The 17955-nt window shown below is 38.1% G+C and carries 16 protein-coding genes and 1 riboswitch; of the genes, 12 read left to right on the top strand and 4 right to left on the bottom strand.

The genetic code is table 11. The features are described from left to right. The first annotated feature begins 58 nt into the window (after nucleotides 1-58). The 5 genes from cobT (at nucleotide 59) to B5D82_RS14035 (ending at nucleotide 6215) form a co-directional block, all read left to right on the top strand. Nucleotides 59-1123: a nicotinate-nucleotide--dimethylbenzimidazole phosphoribosyltransferase gene (gene cobT, locus B5D82_RS14015; protein ID WP_081152380.1), complete on the top strand. Its 1065-nt coding sequence runs from the start codon at nucleotides 59-61 to the stop codon at nucleotides 1121-1123. Further along, nucleotides 1113-1967, top strand: a complete 855-nt coding sequence (locus B5D82_RS14020) for an adenosylcobinamide-GDP ribazoletransferase (protein ID WP_081152382.1) — start codon at nucleotides 1113-1115, stop codon at nucleotides 1965-1967. The genes cobT and B5D82_RS14020 overlap by 11 nt, the downstream gene beginning before the upstream one ends. Continuing rightward, nucleotides 1964-2629, top strand: coding sequence for a bifunctional adenosylcobinamide kinase/adenosylcobinamide-phosphate guanylyltransferase (cobU, locus tag B5D82_RS14025; RefSeq protein ID WP_081152384.1), 666 nt, complete (start codon nucleotides 1964-1966; stop codon nucleotides 2627-2629). The genes B5D82_RS14020 and cobU overlap by 4 nt, the downstream gene beginning before the upstream one ends. Next, on the top strand, nucleotides 2626-4140 hold the full coding sequence (locus tag B5D82_RS14030) for a cobyric acid synthase (RefSeq protein WP_081152385.1): 1515 nt from the start codon (nucleotides 2626-2628) through the stop codon (nucleotides 4138-4140). Before cobU ends, B5D82_RS14030 begins: the two co-directional genes overlap by 4 nt. Nucleotides 4141-4361: 221 nt before the next feature. Beyond that, a complete protein-coding gene (locus tag B5D82_RS14035; protein WP_081152387.1) occupies nucleotides 4362-6215 on the top strand; it encodes a TonB-dependent receptor domain-containing protein in 1854 nt (617 codons plus the stop codon). A 167-nt stretch (nucleotides 6216-6382) separates the two neighbouring features. Here B5D82_RS14035 and cobD read toward each other — a convergent pair whose 3' ends face one another. Genes cobD through B5D82_RS14050 form a run of 3 tightly spaced genes read right to left on the bottom strand, consistent with a single transcriptional unit; the run spans nucleotide 6383 to nucleotide 9097 of the window. Next, nucleotides 6383-7417, bottom strand: a complete 1035-nt coding sequence (gene cobD / locus B5D82_RS14040; RefSeq protein WP_081152388.1) for a threonine-phosphate decarboxylase CobD — start codon at nucleotides 7415-7417, stop codon at nucleotides 6383-6385. Nucleotides 7418-7455: 38 nt separating this feature from the next. Further along, a complete protein-coding gene (locus B5D82_RS14045) occupies nucleotides 7456-8469 on the bottom strand; it encodes a cobalamin biosynthesis protein CobD/CbiB (protein WP_081152390.1) in 1014 nt (337 codons plus the stop codon). 46 nt (nucleotides 8470-8515) lie between these two features. Beyond that, nucleotides 8516-9097: a histidine phosphatase family protein gene (locus B5D82_RS14050; protein WP_081152391.1), complete on the bottom strand. Its 582-nt coding sequence runs from the start codon at nucleotides 9095-9097 to the stop codon at nucleotides 8516-8518. Between the two features lie 174 nt (nucleotides 9098-9271). Further along, nucleotides 9272-9519: riboswitch (cobalamin riboswitch) on the top strand. Nucleotides 9520-9735: 216 nt separating this feature from the next. On the opposite strand from B5D82_RS14050, the gene B5D82_RS14055 reads away from it, so the two are divergent. The 6 genes from B5D82_RS14055 (at nucleotide 9736) to B5D82_RS14080 (ending at nucleotide 13784) form a co-directional block, all read left to right on the top strand. After that, on the top strand, nucleotides 9736-10347 hold the full coding sequence (locus tag B5D82_RS14055; RefSeq protein WP_081152393.1) for a hypothetical protein: 612 nt from the start codon (nucleotides 9736-9738) through the stop codon (nucleotides 10345-10347). Between the two features lie 45 nt (nucleotides 10348-10392). Further along, on the top strand, nucleotides 10393-11829 hold the full coding sequence (locus tag B5D82_RS14060; RefSeq protein ID WP_245807479.1) for a cobyrinic acid a,c-diamide synthase CobB: 1437 nt from the start codon (nucleotides 10393-10395) through the stop codon (nucleotides 11827-11829). Nucleotides 11830-11865: 36 nt separating this feature from the next. After that, nucleotides 11866-12513: a cob(I)yrinic acid a,c-diamide adenosyltransferase gene (gene cobO / locus B5D82_RS14065; protein WP_081154518.1), complete on the top strand. Its 648-nt coding sequence runs from the start codon at nucleotides 11866-11868 to the stop codon at nucleotides 12511-12513. A 178-nt stretch (nucleotides 12514-12691) separates the two neighbouring features. After that, complete coding sequence (locus B5D82_RS14070) at nucleotides 12692-12871, top strand: hypothetical protein (protein ID WP_081152394.1); 180 nt, start codon at nucleotides 12692-12694, stop codon at nucleotides 12869-12871. A gap of 143 nt (nucleotides 12872-13014) precedes the next feature. Continuing rightward, nucleotides 13015-13296, top strand: coding sequence for a hypothetical protein (locus B5D82_RS14075; protein WP_081152396.1), 282 nt, complete (start codon nucleotides 13015-13017; stop codon nucleotides 13294-13296). Nucleotides 13297-13433: 137 nt separating this feature from the next. Beyond that, nucleotides 13434-13784: a hypothetical protein gene (locus B5D82_RS14080; protein WP_081152397.1), complete on the top strand. Its 351-nt coding sequence runs from the start codon at nucleotides 13434-13436 to the stop codon at nucleotides 13782-13784. A gap of 172 nt (nucleotides 13785-13956) precedes the next feature. Here B5D82_RS14080 and B5D82_RS14085 read toward each other — a convergent pair whose 3' ends face one another. After that, nucleotides 13957-14754 carry an ion transporter gene (locus B5D82_RS14085; RefSeq protein ID WP_081152399.1) on the bottom strand — a complete coding sequence of 266 codons (798 nt, stop codon included), beginning with the start codon at nucleotides 14752-14754 and terminating at the stop codon, nucleotides 13957-13959. A gap of 252 nt (nucleotides 14755-15006) precedes the next feature. Here B5D82_RS14085 and B5D82_RS14090 point away from each other — a divergent pair, with 252 nt between their 5' ends. Further along, on the top strand, nucleotides 15007-17919 hold the full coding sequence (locus tag B5D82_RS14090) for a response regulator (protein ID WP_081152400.1): 2913 nt from the start codon (nucleotides 15007-15009) through the stop codon (nucleotides 17917-17919). Nucleotides 17920-17955 lie beyond the last annotated feature (36 nt).

Here is a 17955-nt window from a genome sequence, read left to right on the forward strand (position 1 = left end):
CGTTAATCATTTATATCAACCAACTTAATTTTTGGTTTGATACTGTTTAGGCGTTGAAATGTTTGATATACAAGCGGTAAGTGACGAACACTCAGAAAAAATTCAAGCGGTAATTAATGGTAAAACAAAGCCATTAGGTGCCTTGGGAGAGCTTGAACACTTAGCAAAGCAAATCGCTAAAATTCAACTAACAACTCACGATTTTGAAACCCCTAAGATCAACCAGCATAAGTTACAACTAACGCATCCACATTTAACTGTTTTTGCGGGCGACCATGGTGTTGCTAGCGAAGGTGTTTCAATTGCGCCTAGTGAAGTAACTCGCCAAATGGTGGCCAACTTTGCTGGTGGTGGCGCAGCCATTAATGTGTTTAGTCAGCAACTGGGGTGGCAACTTAATATTGTCGATGCCGGCATTTTGCAGCCAGTTTTATCATCCAGTGTTAAAGCACAACGATTAGGTAATATTACTCAGCCGATTAACCAACACGCGGCGATGACTAAAGCGCAAGTTCAGCAAGGCTTTGCTTATGCTAAACAGCATGTTGTTGAGATAAGCAATACCGGCTGTAATATCATCGCCTTTGGTGAAATGGGTATAGGTAACACCACGATTGCTTCTGCAATAATGGCCACCATGATGAATATTCCTGCCAGCGAAGCAGTGGGTCGTGGTACCGGTATTTCTGATGAAATAGTGCTGAAAAAACAACAAGTGGTAGAGCAAGCGTTAGCACTTCATCGAGATAATCTCACGGATACTGAATCTATTTTACGCTGTTTAGGTGGCTTTGAAGTTGTTCAGATAACTGCGGCAATGTTAGCTGCAGCAGAAAATCGCATGTTAATTGTTGTCGACGGCTTTATTTGTACCGCTGCGGCCATGTTAGCCATTAAGTTTAATGCCAGCGTGAAAGACTATATGGTATTTGCACATTGTTCAGGTGAGCAAGGTCACGAAAAAATGTTGCAATGGTTAGAGGTTAAACCCTTATTACATTTAGGCTTGCGCTTAGGCGAAGGCACTGGCGCGGCATTAGCGCTGCCAATCATACAAGCAGCAGTGGCATTTTTTAATGATATGGCAAGTTTTGCCGATGCCGAGGTAACCAATGTTACCTAAGCCTGATGAACAGCCGTCAAATGTAGCTAAACAAGGGCAGTGGGCAGAGCAATGGCAATTATTGTTGTTAGCCACAAGTTTTTTTACCCGTATTCCCGTTAACATTAGCGCAGAGGTAAGTGCAAATATGTTAAATGAAGCGAGTCGTTATTTCGCTTTAGTTGGGGTGTTAATTGGTTTGTCTTCAGCACTGGCTTTTTATCTTTGTGCTATCTTCATACCTGCTGAGATTGCCTTGTTAGTTGCCATGGCAATAAGTGTTCTATTAACAGGTGCCTTTCATGAAGATGGATGGGCAGATGTTTGGGATGGTTTTGGCGGTGGTTGGACGGTAGAAAATAAACTTAACATTATGAAAGATAGTCGTTTAGGCACTTATGGCGCGGCGGCATTGTTTTTTATTTTAATGATCAAATACCAAGTGTTATTAGCGTTAATTAATTTTGAATTAGCTAACAACAATGTTGAAGCAGAAGTACTAAGCTTGCTGTCTATTTTAGTCTTAGGTCATTGCTTAAGTCGAGTGCTAGCAACAAGTTTGATTGCTGATATGCCTTATGTCAGTGAAGATGCCACTTCAAAAGTGAAACCGTTAGCGCAAGCATTATCAAACAACAGTTATTTAACTCTGCTTGCTACGGGCATAGTGATCATTATGTTGACGTTGTCTTTGAGTGTCGCGTGGAAGTTAGTGGTTATTTTATTACTGACACGTTGGTGTTTAAAACGTTGGTTTACCCAACAATTAGGCGGTTATACCGGTGACTGTTTAGGCGCTGCTCAACAGTTGTCAGAAGTCGTTATTTACATCACATTATTGTCACTTACTTCGGTCGTTATATGAGCCCAATTACTCTGAATAAAGTACAGTTAATTATTGGCGGCGCCCGTTCAGGCAAAAGCTCGCTGGCCGAGCAATATGCGAAGTTGTCAAACTTGCCAGTCACCTATATTGCTACAGCGCAAGCATTCGATACTGAAATGCAGCAAAGAATTGCCCAACATCAAGCTGAGCGCCCTGAACATTGGTCGTTGGTAGAATCACCTTTTTTACTAGCAAAGGCTATTGAGTCTGCGATTGCTAGTTCAGCCAGTACTTCAGGTATTTGTATCTTAGTCGATTGTTTAACACTTTGGCTAAGCAATAGCTTGTGCAAACCTAGTGTTGATAATGACTCGATTGTTGATGGTAATCTGAATTTTTGTAACCTTGACTATTGGCAGCAAGAAAAAGCGCAATTGCTGACAGTTCTGGAACGCATTCAGCTGCAGAAAAATACCCAAACATCCGCTTCTTTTGAAAGACGTGTTGAAATTATCTTAGTCAGTAATGAAGTGGGGCACGGCATAGTGCCAATGGGCGAGTTGTCTCGTCAGTTTGTCGACCAAGCGGGTTGGTTACATCAAGCCATTGCTAAAATTGCCGATAATGTCGAGTTTGTGATGGCAGGTTTACCCTTAACACTAAAGTCGTCTGAAAATACTAACGCTAAGGTGCCATCGTGAAAACATTAATGGTGCAGGGCACAACCTCAGACGCAGGAAAAAGTACCTTAGTGGCAGGGCTGTGTCGTGTGTTGGTTAATGCCGGATATAATGTCGCGCCATTTAAACCACAAAATATGGCACTAAACAGTGCAGTAACAAAAGATGGTGGTGAAATTGGTCGCGCTCAAGCGTTGCAAGCTATTGCAGCAAAAGTTGAAGCTCGGGTTGATTTTAATCCCATTTTATTAAAGCCGAATAGCGATACCGGCGCGCAAGTTATTGTTCATGGCAAAGCTATTTCAAATATGGAAGCAGGCAAATATCACGATTACAAAAAAGTCGCGATGCAAGCCGTTTTAGAGTCGCATCAACGCTTGGCGAATGATCACCAAGTATTATTAGTTGAAGGTGCAGGTAGTCCTGCTGAAATTAATCTTCGTGCACATGATATTGCCAATATGGGCTACGCTGAAGCGGTTGATTGTCCGGTTATTTTAGTTGCAGATATTGACCGAGGCGGCGTTTTTGCTCATTTGGTTGGTACATTAGCGTTATTATCTGAGTCAGAGCAAGCCAGAGTGAAAGGCTTTATTATTAATCGTTTTCGCGGTGATATTAAACTACTTGAATCTGGTTTAGATTGGCTTGAAGAGCGAACAGGCAAACCGGTGTTAGGTGTATTGCCTTATCTACATGATTTAGCGTTAGACGCGGAAGATGCCGTAGCACTCGATAACAAAATAACACAGGCGAAAGTAAAAATATTTGTGCCTTTATTACCTCATATGAGCAATCATACCGACTTTGATCCGTTGCGCTTACAAGCCAATATTGATTTGCAATACATTAAAATAGGCCAGTCGTTGCAAGGCGCTGATTTAATTATTTTACCTGGCAGTAAAAATGTTATTTCTGATTTAGCTTTTTTAAAACAACAAGGTTGGCAGCAAGAAATTGAGCAACACCTGCGCTACGGTGGCAAGTTACTCGGTATTTGTGGTGGTTATCAAATGCTGGGTAAGCAAATATTTGATCCTGAGCATATTGAATCACACGTAGAGAAAATTTCTGGTTTAGGCTTATTAGACTTTACAACAACGCTGACGCAAGACAAAACCTTAAGCCAAGTCTCTGCCACTATGACGTTAAATGGCGAAACATGTCAGCTAACTGGCTACGAAATACATTGTGGCGTGTCAACGGGGCCAGCGTTAAGCAACTCGTTACTTAATATTCACTATGAGCCGATAGCACAAGCACAAAGCAATCCTGATGGTTGTATCTCTGATGACGGACAAATTATTGCCACCTATTTACATGGTTTTTTCGATTGTCCTGCGCCGACACAATTGGTGCTTAATTGGTTAGGTATTAACGATTTACAAACGCCTGTTATCGATATAAATCAACATCGAGAAATACAACTTGAGCGCTTAGCTGATGTTTGCGAACAGCATTTAGCTATGGATAAAATTTACGATATTATTAATCAAGGTGTTGATACGCCAAGTAATAAATTGGCGAATTAGTCAGACAAAAATTTAGATAAGCGACAGTGGTTAAATACTTTAGCTACTGTTTTATATAGTAAGTTTAAGGGAAGAAGATGAGATTTCTTCACTGCCCCCGCAATGGTGATCATAGTGATATTTTGTTAACTATGTCAGTCCGAGCACTTGAATTTACTTAATTACACTGTGTTTTAACGCAGTCAAAACTACGGTGCGGAGGGTATCGTTAATGAGGTTATATGAACATTAAGCAAAACAATTTTTTCAAAAAATCATTATTATCACTTGCTGTTGCCGGCGCTATGTCGACAGCTTTTATTGCGTCAGCAAATGCAGAAAACAGCGCAAAAGATATCGAAATTTTAACGGTAACGGCGACACGTACACAGTTAAATATTGATGACACGCTCACTAGCCAAGTGGTTATTACACGAGCGGATATCGAACTTGCTAATCCTATTTCTTTATTAGACCTACTGTCTACAGTACCGAGTATTGATATAGCAACGAATGGCGGCAGAGGCCAAAATTCTTCTATTTTTATGCGTGGTACTAACTCAGATCACACCTTGGTTCTTATTGATGGTGTGCGTGTCAGTTCTGCTACATCGGGTGGCACAAGTTTAAATACTATTTCACCTGAAATGATCGAGCGTATCGAAATAGTACAAGGACCTCGTGCAGCATTATGGGGTTCAGACGCTATTGGTGGTGTTATTCAAATTTTCACCCGTCAATTATCTGCAGGTGAATTATTTGCAGGCGCTAGTTATGGTAGCGACAACTTTACTAAATTTAATGCGGGTGCCGGTATTAGCCATGGTGATGGCCAAACAACGATTACCATTAGTAAAGAAGAAAGCGATGGCTATGATGTGCAAGAAGGTGACGAAACTGATGATGACGGTTACGACTTTACTTCTGTTGCGATCAGAGGCCAGCAAAAAGTTAGTGAAGATTTTTCATTAGAATGGATGCTTTCAAGTGATAGCGGCGATAACGAGTACGATGGTTACTATAATGGTTCTGATATTAAAAACCATGCATGGTTACTACGTGCTAATTACGCTAGCAATATTAATGGCGTAAACAACAATACGGTATTTTCTGTCGGCCAAAATCGTGACAGTACTGACAGTCTTAGTGATGGTCAGTCACAAGGTGTTTTCGAAACTCGTCGTAATCAATATTCAATTGTGAACAGCAGCCAACTTTCAGCTGACTTACAAATTAACCTTGGTGTTGATTACTATCAAGATGACGTGTCTAAAAGTACCACGGTATATGACAAAGAAGAAAGAGACACCACAGGTGTTTTCGCTCATGCTTTATATACTGAAAACGATTGGACATTTGAAGCAACAGTAAGACACGACAACGTTGAAGACGTTAACTCAGAAAACACCTATAACGTTGGTGTTGGTCAAAAAATTGATCAAGATACTCGCATTGTGCTTAATTACGGCACAGGCTTTAAAGTACCGACTTACAATGATTTATTTTACCCAGGCTTTGGCACGCCAACGCTTAATTCTGAGCTTTCTGAAACGGCAGAGCTATTTTTAGAAACTAAAATTTATGACGTAAATACCAGTGTTAGTCTTTATCGTTCAAAAATTGATGACTTAATTGGTCGTAGAGATGGCGCTGCAGCGAATTTCGAAAAAGTGGAAATTAACGGTATTGAAATTTCAGCGAATTACCTTGCTTTGGGTGGCACGCATGATGTTAATATTTCGTATACAGATGCTGAAGATCAATCGTCAACAACATCTACCGGTGAATTAGGTTATGAGCAATTAATTCGCCGCGCTAAAGAAAAGTTTAACTATAAATTTGTTACTACGATCAGCGAAGTCGATGTTTATGCAGAATACCAATTTGTTGGCTCAAGAACAGATGATGTTTACGGTATTGGTAAAGTTGATTTAAGCAGTTATCAATTGATTAACTTAGGCTTGAACTATGACGTGTCAAATAACTTTAGTGTTTCTTCACGCGTGACCAACCTACTTGATAAAGAGTATCAAACAGCAAGTAGTTACAACTCACAAGAACGTGCTTTTTACGTGGGTATTACTTACAAAAACTAAGCGCTATTTAGCGGTTTGATAGACCGTTAACTTGTATCTAGTTACTTGTATACATTATAACTAAGGGCACCCAATGGGTGTCCTTTTTGTATTATCCTTTTTGTATTAGCGCTACTTCGATTTGTATATAAATTTGATTACTGATTACTGATTACTGAAAGATATGATTAGCTCAGTTGCTTGCAAGCCTTAGCACAGGCAATGGCTAAACGCTCAAGCGTGTCTGCTGTTGTTATGCCAAATCTCAGAGTGTCTTGTTCATCGGCAAGGCGACAATAAACACCTTGTTGGCATAACAAATGATAAAGTTTTTTTGCGCTATCGCTTTGTCTAAATTCTACGGTTAGAAATAGATCACAGCCTTTAATAGCCAAAATTAATGTGTTGGGAAATACCTGTAAAAGTTTATTTTCCTGCGCGGTGCTTAATTGCTTTAAGGTCTGTTTTTGTTTTTCTTGCCAGTGGGTATCACATAATGCTTGCTCGGCAACGGTTTGTGCGGGTCCATTGACTTGCCATGGCCCTAATAACGCTTCGAAGGTTTTACACCAAGCATTGTTTGCGACTAGAAAACCAATACGAATACCGGCTAAACCAAAAAACTTCCCAAAAGAACGCAGCACTAAACAGTGACTGTCATTCACCTGTTGACAATAAGACTGCTCAGCGGGCATAACATCGACAAAGGCTTCATCAAGCACTAATAAACCGTTAAGTTGCTTTAATTGTTGATGGTATTGTTTGATGATATTAACGTTGAAGTACTGGCCTGTGGGGTTATTAGGATTAATAATAACAACAACACAACCTGCGGACAACGCGGTTATTTCTGGCAATGCATTGCGGTAAAAATGCAAATTATATCCTGCCATTTTCCAAGCATGTGCATGCTCTTTATAACCACGCTCGGGTAAATAAACATCTTCTGAGCTGGCATTTTTTTGTCGATAAACGCCAGGTAGGGCTTTTATAATAGCTTGGCTGCCGTTGGTGATCACCAGTTGTGAACATTGATAATACTGTTTTGCCGCTGCAATGAGTGTTGGGTTTTGTTGTGGCAACTGCTGCCATACATTCAGTGGAATGTTGGGGATTGAGTAACACGTAGGTGCAATACCGGTTGATAGGTCGAGCCAATCAGCCATGGGTATTTTATAGTGTTCAGCCACTTGTTGCAGTTGGCCTCCATGCATTAATGCCATATCATTCCTGTGCTTAAATCATCAAATCATTCAAAAAATTATAATAAAACGTTGCCAAAACCACTTGCCAGTTGAAAAACCAATACACCCGCCAATAATAACAAACTGGCGCGGCTCACCAACTGTAAACTGCTAGTAATGTCATCGGTACTAATATTTTTTCCTGAACCCAGAGTGACAGATTGAATGACTTTACCGTGGTAGAGCGCACTTCCGCCCAATTTTCTATTTAAAACCGTTGCACCAGCAGCCATAACCCAGCCACCATTATGACTTTTGTATTTATTACCTTGTTGAAAGGCGTTAACCATTGCAGGAATAAATCGTCCTCGTGCTAAACCTTGTATAGCATAAAGCAGGGTACAACATTTACCAGAAATAAAGCCCAACAAGTCATCAAACTTAGCACTGGCATAACCAAAATGTTGATAGCGTGTGTTTTTATAACCCCACATTGCATCTAAGGTATTGGCAAATCGGTGTAAAATAACCAGCGGGGCACCGCCAATTAAATAATAAATAAGGGAAGCGATAACCGCGTCGTGGCCATTTTCTAGCATTGACTCTACGGTTGCTCTGGACATTTCTTGCTCGGTAAGTGCTGCGGTTTCTCGACTGACAATATAACCCGTAAAATGACGTGCGCTGCTAAGGTCGCCAGATTTTAATGGCCGATATATTTGCATCGCATGCTGATACAAGCTCTTAAGACCAATACATAAGTAAAGCACGTAAGCATCAAGTAAAATTTGCCAATACCAAATTAAATTATTACAGAAATAAAAATAGCTAATAGGCAAAGGTAACACAAGTAAACACCACGCAAGGGTGCCTAGTAATTTAGCTTGTATAGCACCTTGAGTTGAATGTTCAGGATTTAATTGCTCTGCTAGCTTATTTGCCAGCCATCCAAAGCCGACTAAATAGTGGAAGTACTTTGCTTCACCAAACACTTTATCAAGTATTAACGCCAATAATAGCGTGCAAAAGACGGCAAAGTTGGGCAACCATAAAAGGGCGAGGTCAATTACATTGTCGATGGATATGGCCATAACTTAGCAACTTATAATATGCGAAATTTACAGGGTGATGAATCACTTAACCTAATAACTGAAAACGTTGGTTGTCATGCTGGTAGCTTAATGGAAACAAACAGCCATTTTTGAATAGCTGATAAGCATTTCCCGTTGCACTGTGGCCTAATTTTGCTAAAAAGCAGCGTAAAGCTTCACCATGAAAAATAACTAATAAATTTTTATTGATATTGTTTTTAGCCAAGGTTTCTAATGCTTGATAAATTCGGCTTGCACAGTTTACGGCACTTTCGCCATCTTCCGGGGGAAGCGCCGTAAATTGATGTAATATTTCGTGATAGCTTTTATCGCTCTTAATATCATCAACATACTGTCCTTGCCAATGGCCTAAATCTCGTTCAATCAGTTTGTCTGATATGCACAATGGGGCATTTAATTGCTGTTGGCATAATTTAGCGCTAGAAACGGCTCGACCTAATGAAGAAGACACAATTAAGTTTATCTCTTGATCCGCAAGATGCATCGCCAGTGCTTTTGATTGCTGTTTACCTGTTTCGGTTAATTCGCTATCTAATTGTCCTTGAAAGCGTTGGACTTTATTCCATTGCGTTTCGCCATGTCGAGCTAAATATAAGTTTGTTGTCATTTATTAGCTTCTAGAGCTTGGTAGCGGTTGAATTGAATTCATTGGACGAGGAGAATAACCAAATCATCCACGCGATTCAATGCAAATATTGCGTCAAATGGTGATTGTATTTTCAAAGTCTAATTTGTCACTGACAAAGCTTGTTAGTTGTTGAATAACCACTAGACATGGCGTAATATCAGCGCTGATTTAGGTGTCTTCAGTTTTATTTTATTGATAACTACAATGAGTAAAATTACACAAACGAAGATGAAACGTGAAACTGGTGAAATACCTGTACTGCCCCCGCAACGGTAACTGTGAGCAGCAACAAAACCACTGTATGAGTCATGATTGAACTTAGTTCGAAAGTGAAGGTATGGGAAGGTGTTGCAAATGCGCTGATCAGGAGTCCGGAGACCGGCCTGATCATATCTTTTTATGCAAATTAAGACGTAATTGCACACATGAGATATTACTCGACAACTGCGGTGGGCGGTGATTCAGAGAACAGTAAACGGTCTGGATTTTGTTACCAACGCATTATTTTATTACTGTATTTTCAACACGTTAATAATTAAAAATGCCAGCTACACCGTTTACCAACTTTGATTTCCTACACCGTTAACATTAGATATGTTTTAGACAACGGAATCGTTATGAAATCAGTTAACCAAAAATTACCTATGAGTTTGCTCATTGCTGTATTGGCAGTACTTACTTTGCTTATGCTCGCAACACGCACCCATCACTTCGCCAGTTTTAATCACTTACCAAGCGCATCAATTGCTATTTTCTTCTTAGCCGGTATGTATTTACGAAATATTAAAGCTTTTTGGTTTTTTTATATTCTGACGCTAACGGTAGATCTTGGCTCATCCTATTATCGCGGACAGTTTGGCGACTGCATTACCACCTCATACCCTGCGCTAGTATTAAGTTACGCGGCTATGTTTACTGCCGGTTACTTTACTCGACCTAACTGGGAGAAAAATATTTGGCAAACCAATGTTGTTAAAATAGCAGCAGCCTTGTTTGTCGCTAGCTCTATTGCCTTTTTCATATCAAATGGCAGCTATTACGCATTTTCAGGTAACTTTCCTGACTTGTCATGGGCCGAATATACCTCTCGTGTCGATAAATATTACTTAAAATCTATTTATAATCCTGTTTTCTATGTTATTTCGGCTATTGTTATTGATTTTACGTTGAGTCATTTTTTCGTTAATAAAGCGATAAAAGATAACCTTCGTATCAACAATGGTCATTAGTTTTAGTTGTTCATTACGCACTAATTTTTATAACAGGAGTTTTTAATGGCTACAGTGAATAAGCAATCGTCAGCAGCTAAAAGTAAAGCGACTCAAGCGCCATTATTTCAAGACAAGTCCAAGCAGATACAAGGTAAAGGGGTGATGTGTTCGGCATTAATTATTGCCGCACCGCATTCAGGCTCAGGTAAAACTACAGTTACCGCAGCAATTGCACGTTTTCATCGTAATAAAGGCCGTAAGGTCGCGGTATTTAAAGTGGGCCCCGACTTTATTGATCCGATGATTTTGCGTAAAGCCAGTGGCGAATTAGTTTATCAATTAGACTTATGGTTGGTCGGTGAACAAGCTTGTCAGGATTTACTTTATCGGGCAGCCATCGAGTCAGATCTCATTTTAATTGAAGGTGTTATGGGCTTATTTGATGGCACGCCCAGTAGTGCCGACTTGGCGGAATATTTTAATATTCCAGTACTCGGCGTTATTGATGCTAAAGCGATGGCACAAACCTTTGCAGCAGTCACTTTTGGCCTCGCTAAATATCGAGAAAACTTACCGTTTTCTGGCGTAATTGCTAATCGTGTTAATAGCGATCGTCATGCTGAATTGTTAAGTGATAGCTTACCCCAAGAGTTTACATTTTATGGTCGTATGCCCAAAGATAGCGCCATCACCTTACCCGAGCGTCATTTAGGTTTAGTACAAGCGCAAGAGCTAGCCGATATAGACGCTCAATTAGATCAAGCGGCGAGTCATATTGCTAATACAGGGTTGATTGATTTACCAAAAGAAATTGAGTTTTTTGCCTCTGACAACGATAGCCAAACAGACTTTATTCATCGTGCATTAGTCGGCACGCGCATTATTATCATTAGAGACAATGCCTTTAGTTTTATTTATGCTGCTAATATTGCTTTTTTACAGCAAGCAGGTGCCGAACTCGTGTATTGTTCAGCATTGATTGATGAACACTTACCTGAAGGTGATATTTTATATATTCCCGGTGGCTATCCCGAATTATATGCTGAGCAGTTAATGAATAATGTCAGTTTTATAAGTGATGTAAAAAAATTTGCAGACAGCAACAAGCCCATTATTGCTGAATGTGGTGGTATGTTGTATTTACTTGACCAATTAATCGATTTTTCAGGCAATTTATTTTCAATGCTTGGGCTTATGCCGGGCAAAGCCATAATGCAGAAAAAACTCGCCGCTATAGGATCACAGTGGGTTGATTTACCATTGAGTAATCAAGACCTTGATAGTAATGCTGTAAATAATATAATGCGAGGACACAGTTTCCATTATTCCTCTGCGCAAATTGATTTAGAGCCCATTGGCCAAACTACGCACCACCCGAGTGAACGCGCAGGCGAGTTTGTTTACCAACATAACAATATTATTGCATCATATATGCATTGGTATTTTCCAAGCAATCCAGGCTTAACCTTGCGTATTTTTAATAAAGCGCGCTGTTTGTAGAGGCTTGCAAAGCTATAAATAATAATGAGTGTATTTATGAATGATATTAATAAAGATCCTGCGGCTCAATCGCAAGTGGAAGTAGCCAAAACAAAAGAGCAAAAACACATAGAACGACAAAAAAAAATTAAAGCCAATGTAGATAAACGAGTAGCTCAAGCAACTGAAGAACGCGGTGTTTTTGTTGTTATAACGGGAAATGGTAAAGGTAAAAGTACTTCTGGCTTTGGTACCGTACTGCGCGCTATTGGCCACGGTCAAAAGGCCGGTGTTGTGCAATTTATCAAAGGCACAAAGTGGGAATGCGGAGAAATGAATATTTTAAAGCAATTCTCTGTTCAGCATCATGTCATGGGGACTGGTTTTACTTGGGAAACCCAAAGTACAGAAACTGATATAGCGGCAGCTAAAGTGGCATGGCAAAAAAGTAAAGAAATGTTGAGTGATGAAAGCCTTGATATTGTTTTACTCGATGAAATGACTTACATGGTTAAATATGGCTACATTGAACTAGATGAGATTATTGAAGCAGTGAATAACCGCCCTAAAATGCAACATGTTTTAATTACGGGTCGAGCGTGTCATCGCAGATTACTAGAGCTAGCTGATACTGTTTCGGAAGTACAGCCCATAAAACATGCGTTTAACGCAGGCATAATGGCGCAAAAAGGCTTAGATTGGTAAGTTAAAGAACTCAATAATACCAAACCCATTAAAATAATGGGTCAATAACCGTATAACAAAATGCTAAAGTGGAACAATTACATAAGTTGGCTGCTCCTTGTACCACGCGCATTATAGCCAGATGAACTTCCCCTATAGTTTGGCTAACAGGCAAATAAAATAAGGAGTAATCTCAATTATGGATGATAAAACCAAAGACAATCTCAAAACTAGTGCTTTATTGGCTACTGGAACATTAACTCAATTTGCACTTTTAAAGTCTATGACTCAATCTAAAATACTGACTGTTATGGTAATTGTTGGAGCTATTTTATTTGGTGGTTTGGTTATGTTTTTAATTAAAATGTCTGGTACATAAATCCTCCATTTATTTGGAGTGCTAGTTAGGTTTTAAGGTAGGGCTAATGTCCGTAGGTTTTTCTCCTTCTTTACCTTTTTTTAGTCTGCTATTTCATTGTCTCAGATTGGGGCATTTACATTTTCATTTACTGAGGAGTTACTGTGGGTATCAGCAATAAATTAGACTTGTTTATTTTTTTATTAATAGTTATTCCAATACTTATCGATTTGATAAAACCATTAAAACGTAAATTAAGAACGATGTTTAACAAAGGCCATTTTTCTGCCATTAATGCGTCGTTAGGCGCTGGTTTAATCTTTGTTCACGATTTTTCAGACCCTTACATTAGTTTTACTTTATTGATGCTTGGATTTATTCTGTTCTTTGTAACATACTCAGTTTCTTTAGCTTCGATAAAGTCGTTAAGTATTGATAAGTATTGATAAGTCTTTATAAATGTAACTGAGGCATGAAAACAGAATATTAGTAGTTGGAGGTTTTTTATTTGAGTTAGCTATTTTAATCGCTAACTCAACAACATGTTCGCTTGAACGGACGAAACAACGACAAGGATGGTTCAATGGATCGCGAAAATATTATTAAGGTAACAACGACGGCTTTAACATTTCCAATATTGTTTTTTTTATTAGCGTATTTTAATGAGAATGGCACTTTATCAATATTAAGTTTTCTCTCTTATTTTCTGCTTGCTGTCGTTGGTGGTTTGATTGGAGCCGTATACGCCTATTATGGGCATAATTGGTTTTTCAAAAGCTCGTTTATAGCAGGTTTTATTCCTTCGTTAGCCATCATGTTTATCATTATAGATATGGAGGTAGAGAACTTTGTTGTATTAGGCGACTTATGTTTAATTATCAGCTGCTGGACAGTAGCGGCGGAAGTCGCCTTTATTAAAAATAAAGCTATTTGAAATCATGATAACAAAGCGCATAGCGTGAAGTTGAACATGTAATTTTACCGTTTAATTAAGCTTGTGCTGAGGTGGATATAAAAAAGCGAGTACTTCAATAATGAGTACTCGCTTTTAATGTTTGTAATTATTTAACGTAAACTTATATTTTTAATTATCTTTTGTTAAATAATTAAAGATTCTTTTTTTCATCGAGTTTTAAAATCAGTGACTTTAACTCGGTTATTTCTTGCTTTAATTCACCTAAAGTTGGCTGACCTTTATTTTTCTCTTTCGAGTGTTCTTCTTCCATTACATTGACCACAATGCCAATAACCATATTTAAAAATGCGAATGCGGTAAAGAAGATGAAGGTCATGTAATAAATCCAGCTATAGGGATAAACTTCCATGGTTTCGTACTGAATGTCGGTCCAATCTTCGAATGTCATTACCCTAAATAGAGTAAGCATTGAAATGGCTATGTCGCCCCATAATTTTGGATTTATGGTGTTAAACATAAAGCTGCCAATAGCCGCATAAATATAAAATATTATAAACATTAACAACACGACATAGCCTAGTTGAGGCAGAGCTTTTATTAATGAGTTAATCAATATTCTTAGTTCAGGTACAACTGATATCATCCGCAAAACACGGAAAACCCTCACTAATCTAGCAAGTAAAGCCATTTCCGAATCATTTATCGGGATAAGGCTTATAACAACGACTAGCGTATCGAAGACATTCCACGCAGATTTAAAAAAGTTCTTTTTATGCTCTTCAGTTATAAACCTCAGCGATATTTCAAACAGGAAAAAAAGCGTGATAAAGGTATCGAGCACAGCCGTAATCGAAACAGCTGTATTTGACAAAGAGTATGTTTTAGCGCCAATTTCAAGGGCAGAAATTATGATGACACATATAACACTTAATTCGAAAAACTTGTTGTTTTTTAGCTTAATAAAAGCTGCTTTAGTGTTTTGGTACATTGAGATAACTTAAATAATTGTTTAAAGATAATTTCGAAGCCGAATTATAAGCTTTTTGTAATCTACTTGGCTAAGTTTTTATAAAATTTTAATAACGACTAGTGTAAAAAACAAATGCTACATTCTGTTACAAATTCATTGAGTTAAGGCAATATAAAATACAATGGAGCTTAGCATTGTTAGTAGAATGGTAAAGTGATATAACTGTAACCAAGTACTTTTTTATCAATTGAAATAATAGATTATAGTTAAATGATTCAAAAAAATAATTCACTTGATAGAAGAAAAAATTCGAGCTTGAAGTTGTTATGGGTAATTGCTTTTAGCAGGCTTTTTTTATTTTCTTTATTGTTTATATTTACCAGTTTTTTCATTAGCTTTAACGCTCTAAGTCAAAACCCATTTCAATATACAGAGCAAAACCTTGGTCAGAAACTAGCCTCTGTTGAAGCGATGAATGATAAAAACCAAGCCTTAGATTTAATCACTTCGCTCAGTAAAGACAAAACATTATCAACATTAAATAAACTCTCTGTATTAGTTAGCCAAAGTAAGATATACCACCAATTAGGGCAACTTGATAATGCGATTGAAACTACCAAGTTAGAACAGCAACTTGCGAATGAATTTGATTTAAAACAACTGGAAGCTGACGCCTATAAAAGAATGGGCATATATGCCTATTATAAAGGTAACAATAACTTAGCCTTGCATTCATACCAACAAGCGCTTGATTATTATCTTACTATTGATGATCCCATTGCCCAAGCCAACTTATACAGTAATATTGCCCTAGTTTATGGGAATACGGCTCAGCATGCTCAAGAGCTAGAAATATATGAAAAAATTAAGCCAATTTATGAAAAATTTGGCAGTCCAAAAGATCAACTTGACGTGCTAAATAATATTGCAGTTTTCCATTTACGTTTAAAACGATTTGATACATCAATTCCAATGTTCTTTAATATAATTGAACAGCTTAAGAGTACTTCTGATCAAGTAGGCCTAGCCAGAGCCTATAGTGATTTGGGTTCGTCTTACAAGTATGCAGGTAACTATAAAAAAGCTGAGCACTTTATGAAGTTAGCGTTGAGTTTACATCGTGAAAATCAAGATGATTATAATGCTGCTTCAACATTACATAACTTGGCTGAACTTAGCATTAATTTGCAAAACATCGACCAGGCTATAATTTACGCTGAGGAAAGTATACGTTTAAGTCTTGCTCAGGGACACGACAATGCATATGTTGGCGCAGTATACAGTTTAGCTACAGCTTACTTTCATCGAGAACAATTTGATCTCGCGTTGAGTTATATCGAAAAATCGACTGAAGTGGCTGAAAAAATGCAATATAAAGAGCAGCTTAAATTTAACATAGTGCTAACCGCACTTATATATGCAGCACAACATGAAACATTTAAGGCAACCACCAGCCGGAATGACTTTTTTCAAGTCCAAATAGCCCTTGCCAATAACGAACTTAATTCGCAGTTAGCAATGTTCGATTCAAATCAATTAAAACAACAAGTTGAACAGTTAAAGCAAAAGCAACGTTTACAAGAGTTAGAAATTGAGCGTTCTTCGCAAACACGAGTTATTATTATAATTGTCGTGGTTGCCGCGCTGCTCATTGGGTTTTTAATTGCCCGCAGAGGAATAGAGCGTCGTTCAAAAAATGCCCTTGAGACCAAAGTAAAGCAAAGAACCACCGAACTTGAATATCTAATGCAAGAGTTACAAAATGCTAACAAGATTAAAAGTCAGTTCTTAGCAAATATGAGCCACGAAATTAGAACTCCATTAACTACAGTTATTGGCCAAGCTGAAGCGATAATTAGTGGCGATGTTGAAGAAGAGTTCATTGGTAAAGAAGTTAAAATTATTCACGGGAATAGTCTGCATTTACTTGAGTTAACTAACAATATTCTAGATTTAAGTAAAATTGAAGCCAATAAAATAGAGCTTGAAATACAAACGCAAAACTTGCACGACATATTGCAAGAACTCGCTAATATGTTTAGTTTACAAGCGAGATCAAAAGGCTTAACGTTTGAAATCATTCATTATTTACCAAAGCCGTTTTTAATTGAGATGGATGGTTTTCGCGTAAAACAAATTTTGATCAACTTATGTGCTAATGCCATTAAATTCACGCCTAAAGGGCACGTAGAATTGAATATTAGTCAAAAAGAAAATAATCTGATATTTAAAATTACCGACAGTGGTATCGGTATGAGTAGTTCGCAACTACAAAATTTATTTGAAAGCTTCACCCAAGGAGATAGTAGTATTAACCGACGCTTTGGTGGTACAGGTTTAGGTTTATGTTTGTCAGGCCAGCTAGCCAAAATTATGGGCGGAACAATTGAAGTTGAAAGTGAGCTTAATCAAGGCAGTGTTTTTGCCTTTAGTTTACCGTGTAAAGCAAGTTTGAGTGTACAATGTGGCGAAAGTAAAGTATCGGCTACTGAGTTTGATAATAGTAAAGAACACCAGCAATTGCAGGGTACAATCCTACTTGCTGATGATCATAACGATAACCGTCGACTCATAGCGCGCTTGCTCACTTCGTTGGGATTAGAGGTTATTACGGCACGTAATGGTTATGAAACACTCGCCTTATTCAAACAACACCAGCCAACGTTAATCTTAATGGATATTCAAATGCCAGAAATGGATGGTATAGAAGCGTTTAAAATTTTGCGTCAAAAAGGGTGTACAACACCTATTATTGCCTTAACCGCAAATGCAATGTCGCATGAAATAGAGCATTATTTATCACTGGGTTTTAATGATCATTTATCTAAACCCATTGAACGAAAAATTTTTATTCCAACCGTTGCAAAGTATTATGACGGTAGTATTTCGCAAGCCATGGCGAACGAAAGTTTTAATAACGTGGATATGTCAGATTTAGTACAGGAGTTTAAATCTAACTTGGTATTAGAGCAGCAAGATTTAGTGTTACACATTAACAATAAAGACTTTGATAAACTGGCTAAACTCTCGCATCGTATTGCTGGTGCAGCACAAATGTTTGGTTTTGCTGATTTATCTATTTATGCCATTGGTCTAGAAACAGCGATTAAAAATAATCATAGTGACAGTATTAATGAACACACCCCAAAATTACTGAATGAGATAGATAACGTCTTGTGGTAATAGCGCTTCGATAATAAACCCAAGTTATCTAGAACC

It is taken from the genome of Cognaticolwellia beringensis, assembly GCF_002076895.1.
Lineage (GTDB): Bacteria > Pseudomonadota > Gammaproteobacteria > Enterobacterales > Alteromonadaceae > Cognaticolwellia > Cognaticolwellia beringensis.

Coding starts and splice junctions, on each gene's coding strand:
- cobT (WP_081152380.1), top strand. CDS start 59: ATGTTTGATATACAAGCGGTAAGTGACGAACACTCAGAAAAAATTCAA.
- B5D82_RS14020 (WP_081152382.1), top strand. CDS start 1,113: ATGTTACCTAAGCCTGATGAACAGCCGTCAAATGTAGCTAAACAAGGG.
- cobU (WP_081152384.1), top strand. CDS start 1,964: ATGAGCCCAATTACTCTGAATAAAGTACAGTTAATTATTGGCGGCGCC.
- B5D82_RS14035 (WP_081152387.1), top strand. CDS start 4,362: ATGAACATTAAGCAAAACAATTTTTTCAAAAAATCATTATTATCACTT.
- cobD (WP_081152388.1), bottom strand. CDS start 7,417: ATGGCATTAATGCATGGAGGCCAACTGCAACAAGTGGCTGAACACTAT.
- B5D82_RS14045 (WP_081152390.1), bottom strand. CDS start 8,469: ATGGCCATATCCATCGACAATGTAATTGACCTCGCCCTTTTATGGTTG.
- B5D82_RS14050 (WP_081152391.1), bottom strand. CDS start 9,097: ATGACAACAAACTTATATTTAGCTCGACATGGCGAAACGCAATGGAAT.
- B5D82_RS14055 (WP_081152393.1), top strand. CDS start 9,736: ATGAAATCAGTTAACCAAAAATTACCTATGAGTTTGCTCATTGCTGTA.
- B5D82_RS14060 (WP_245807479.1), top strand. CDS start 10,393: ATGGCTACAGTGAATAAGCAATCGTCAGCAGCTAAAAGTAAAGCGACT.
- cobO (WP_081154518.1), top strand. CDS start 11,866: ATGAATGATATTAATAAAGATCCTGCGGCTCAATCGCAAGTGGAAGTA.
- B5D82_RS14070 (WP_081152394.1), top strand. CDS start 12,692: ATGGATGATAAAACCAAAGACAATCTCAAAACTAGTGCTTTATTGGCT.
- B5D82_RS14080 (WP_081152397.1), top strand. CDS start 13,434: ATGGATCGCGAAAATATTATTAAGGTAACAACGACGGCTTTAACATTT.
- B5D82_RS14085 (WP_081152399.1), bottom strand. CDS start 14,754: ATGTACCAAAACACTAAAGCAGCTTTTATTAAGCTAAAAAACAACAAG.
- B5D82_RS14090 (WP_081152400.1), top strand. CDS start 15,007: ATGATTCAAAAAAATAATTCACTTGATAGAAGAAAAAATTCGAGCTTG.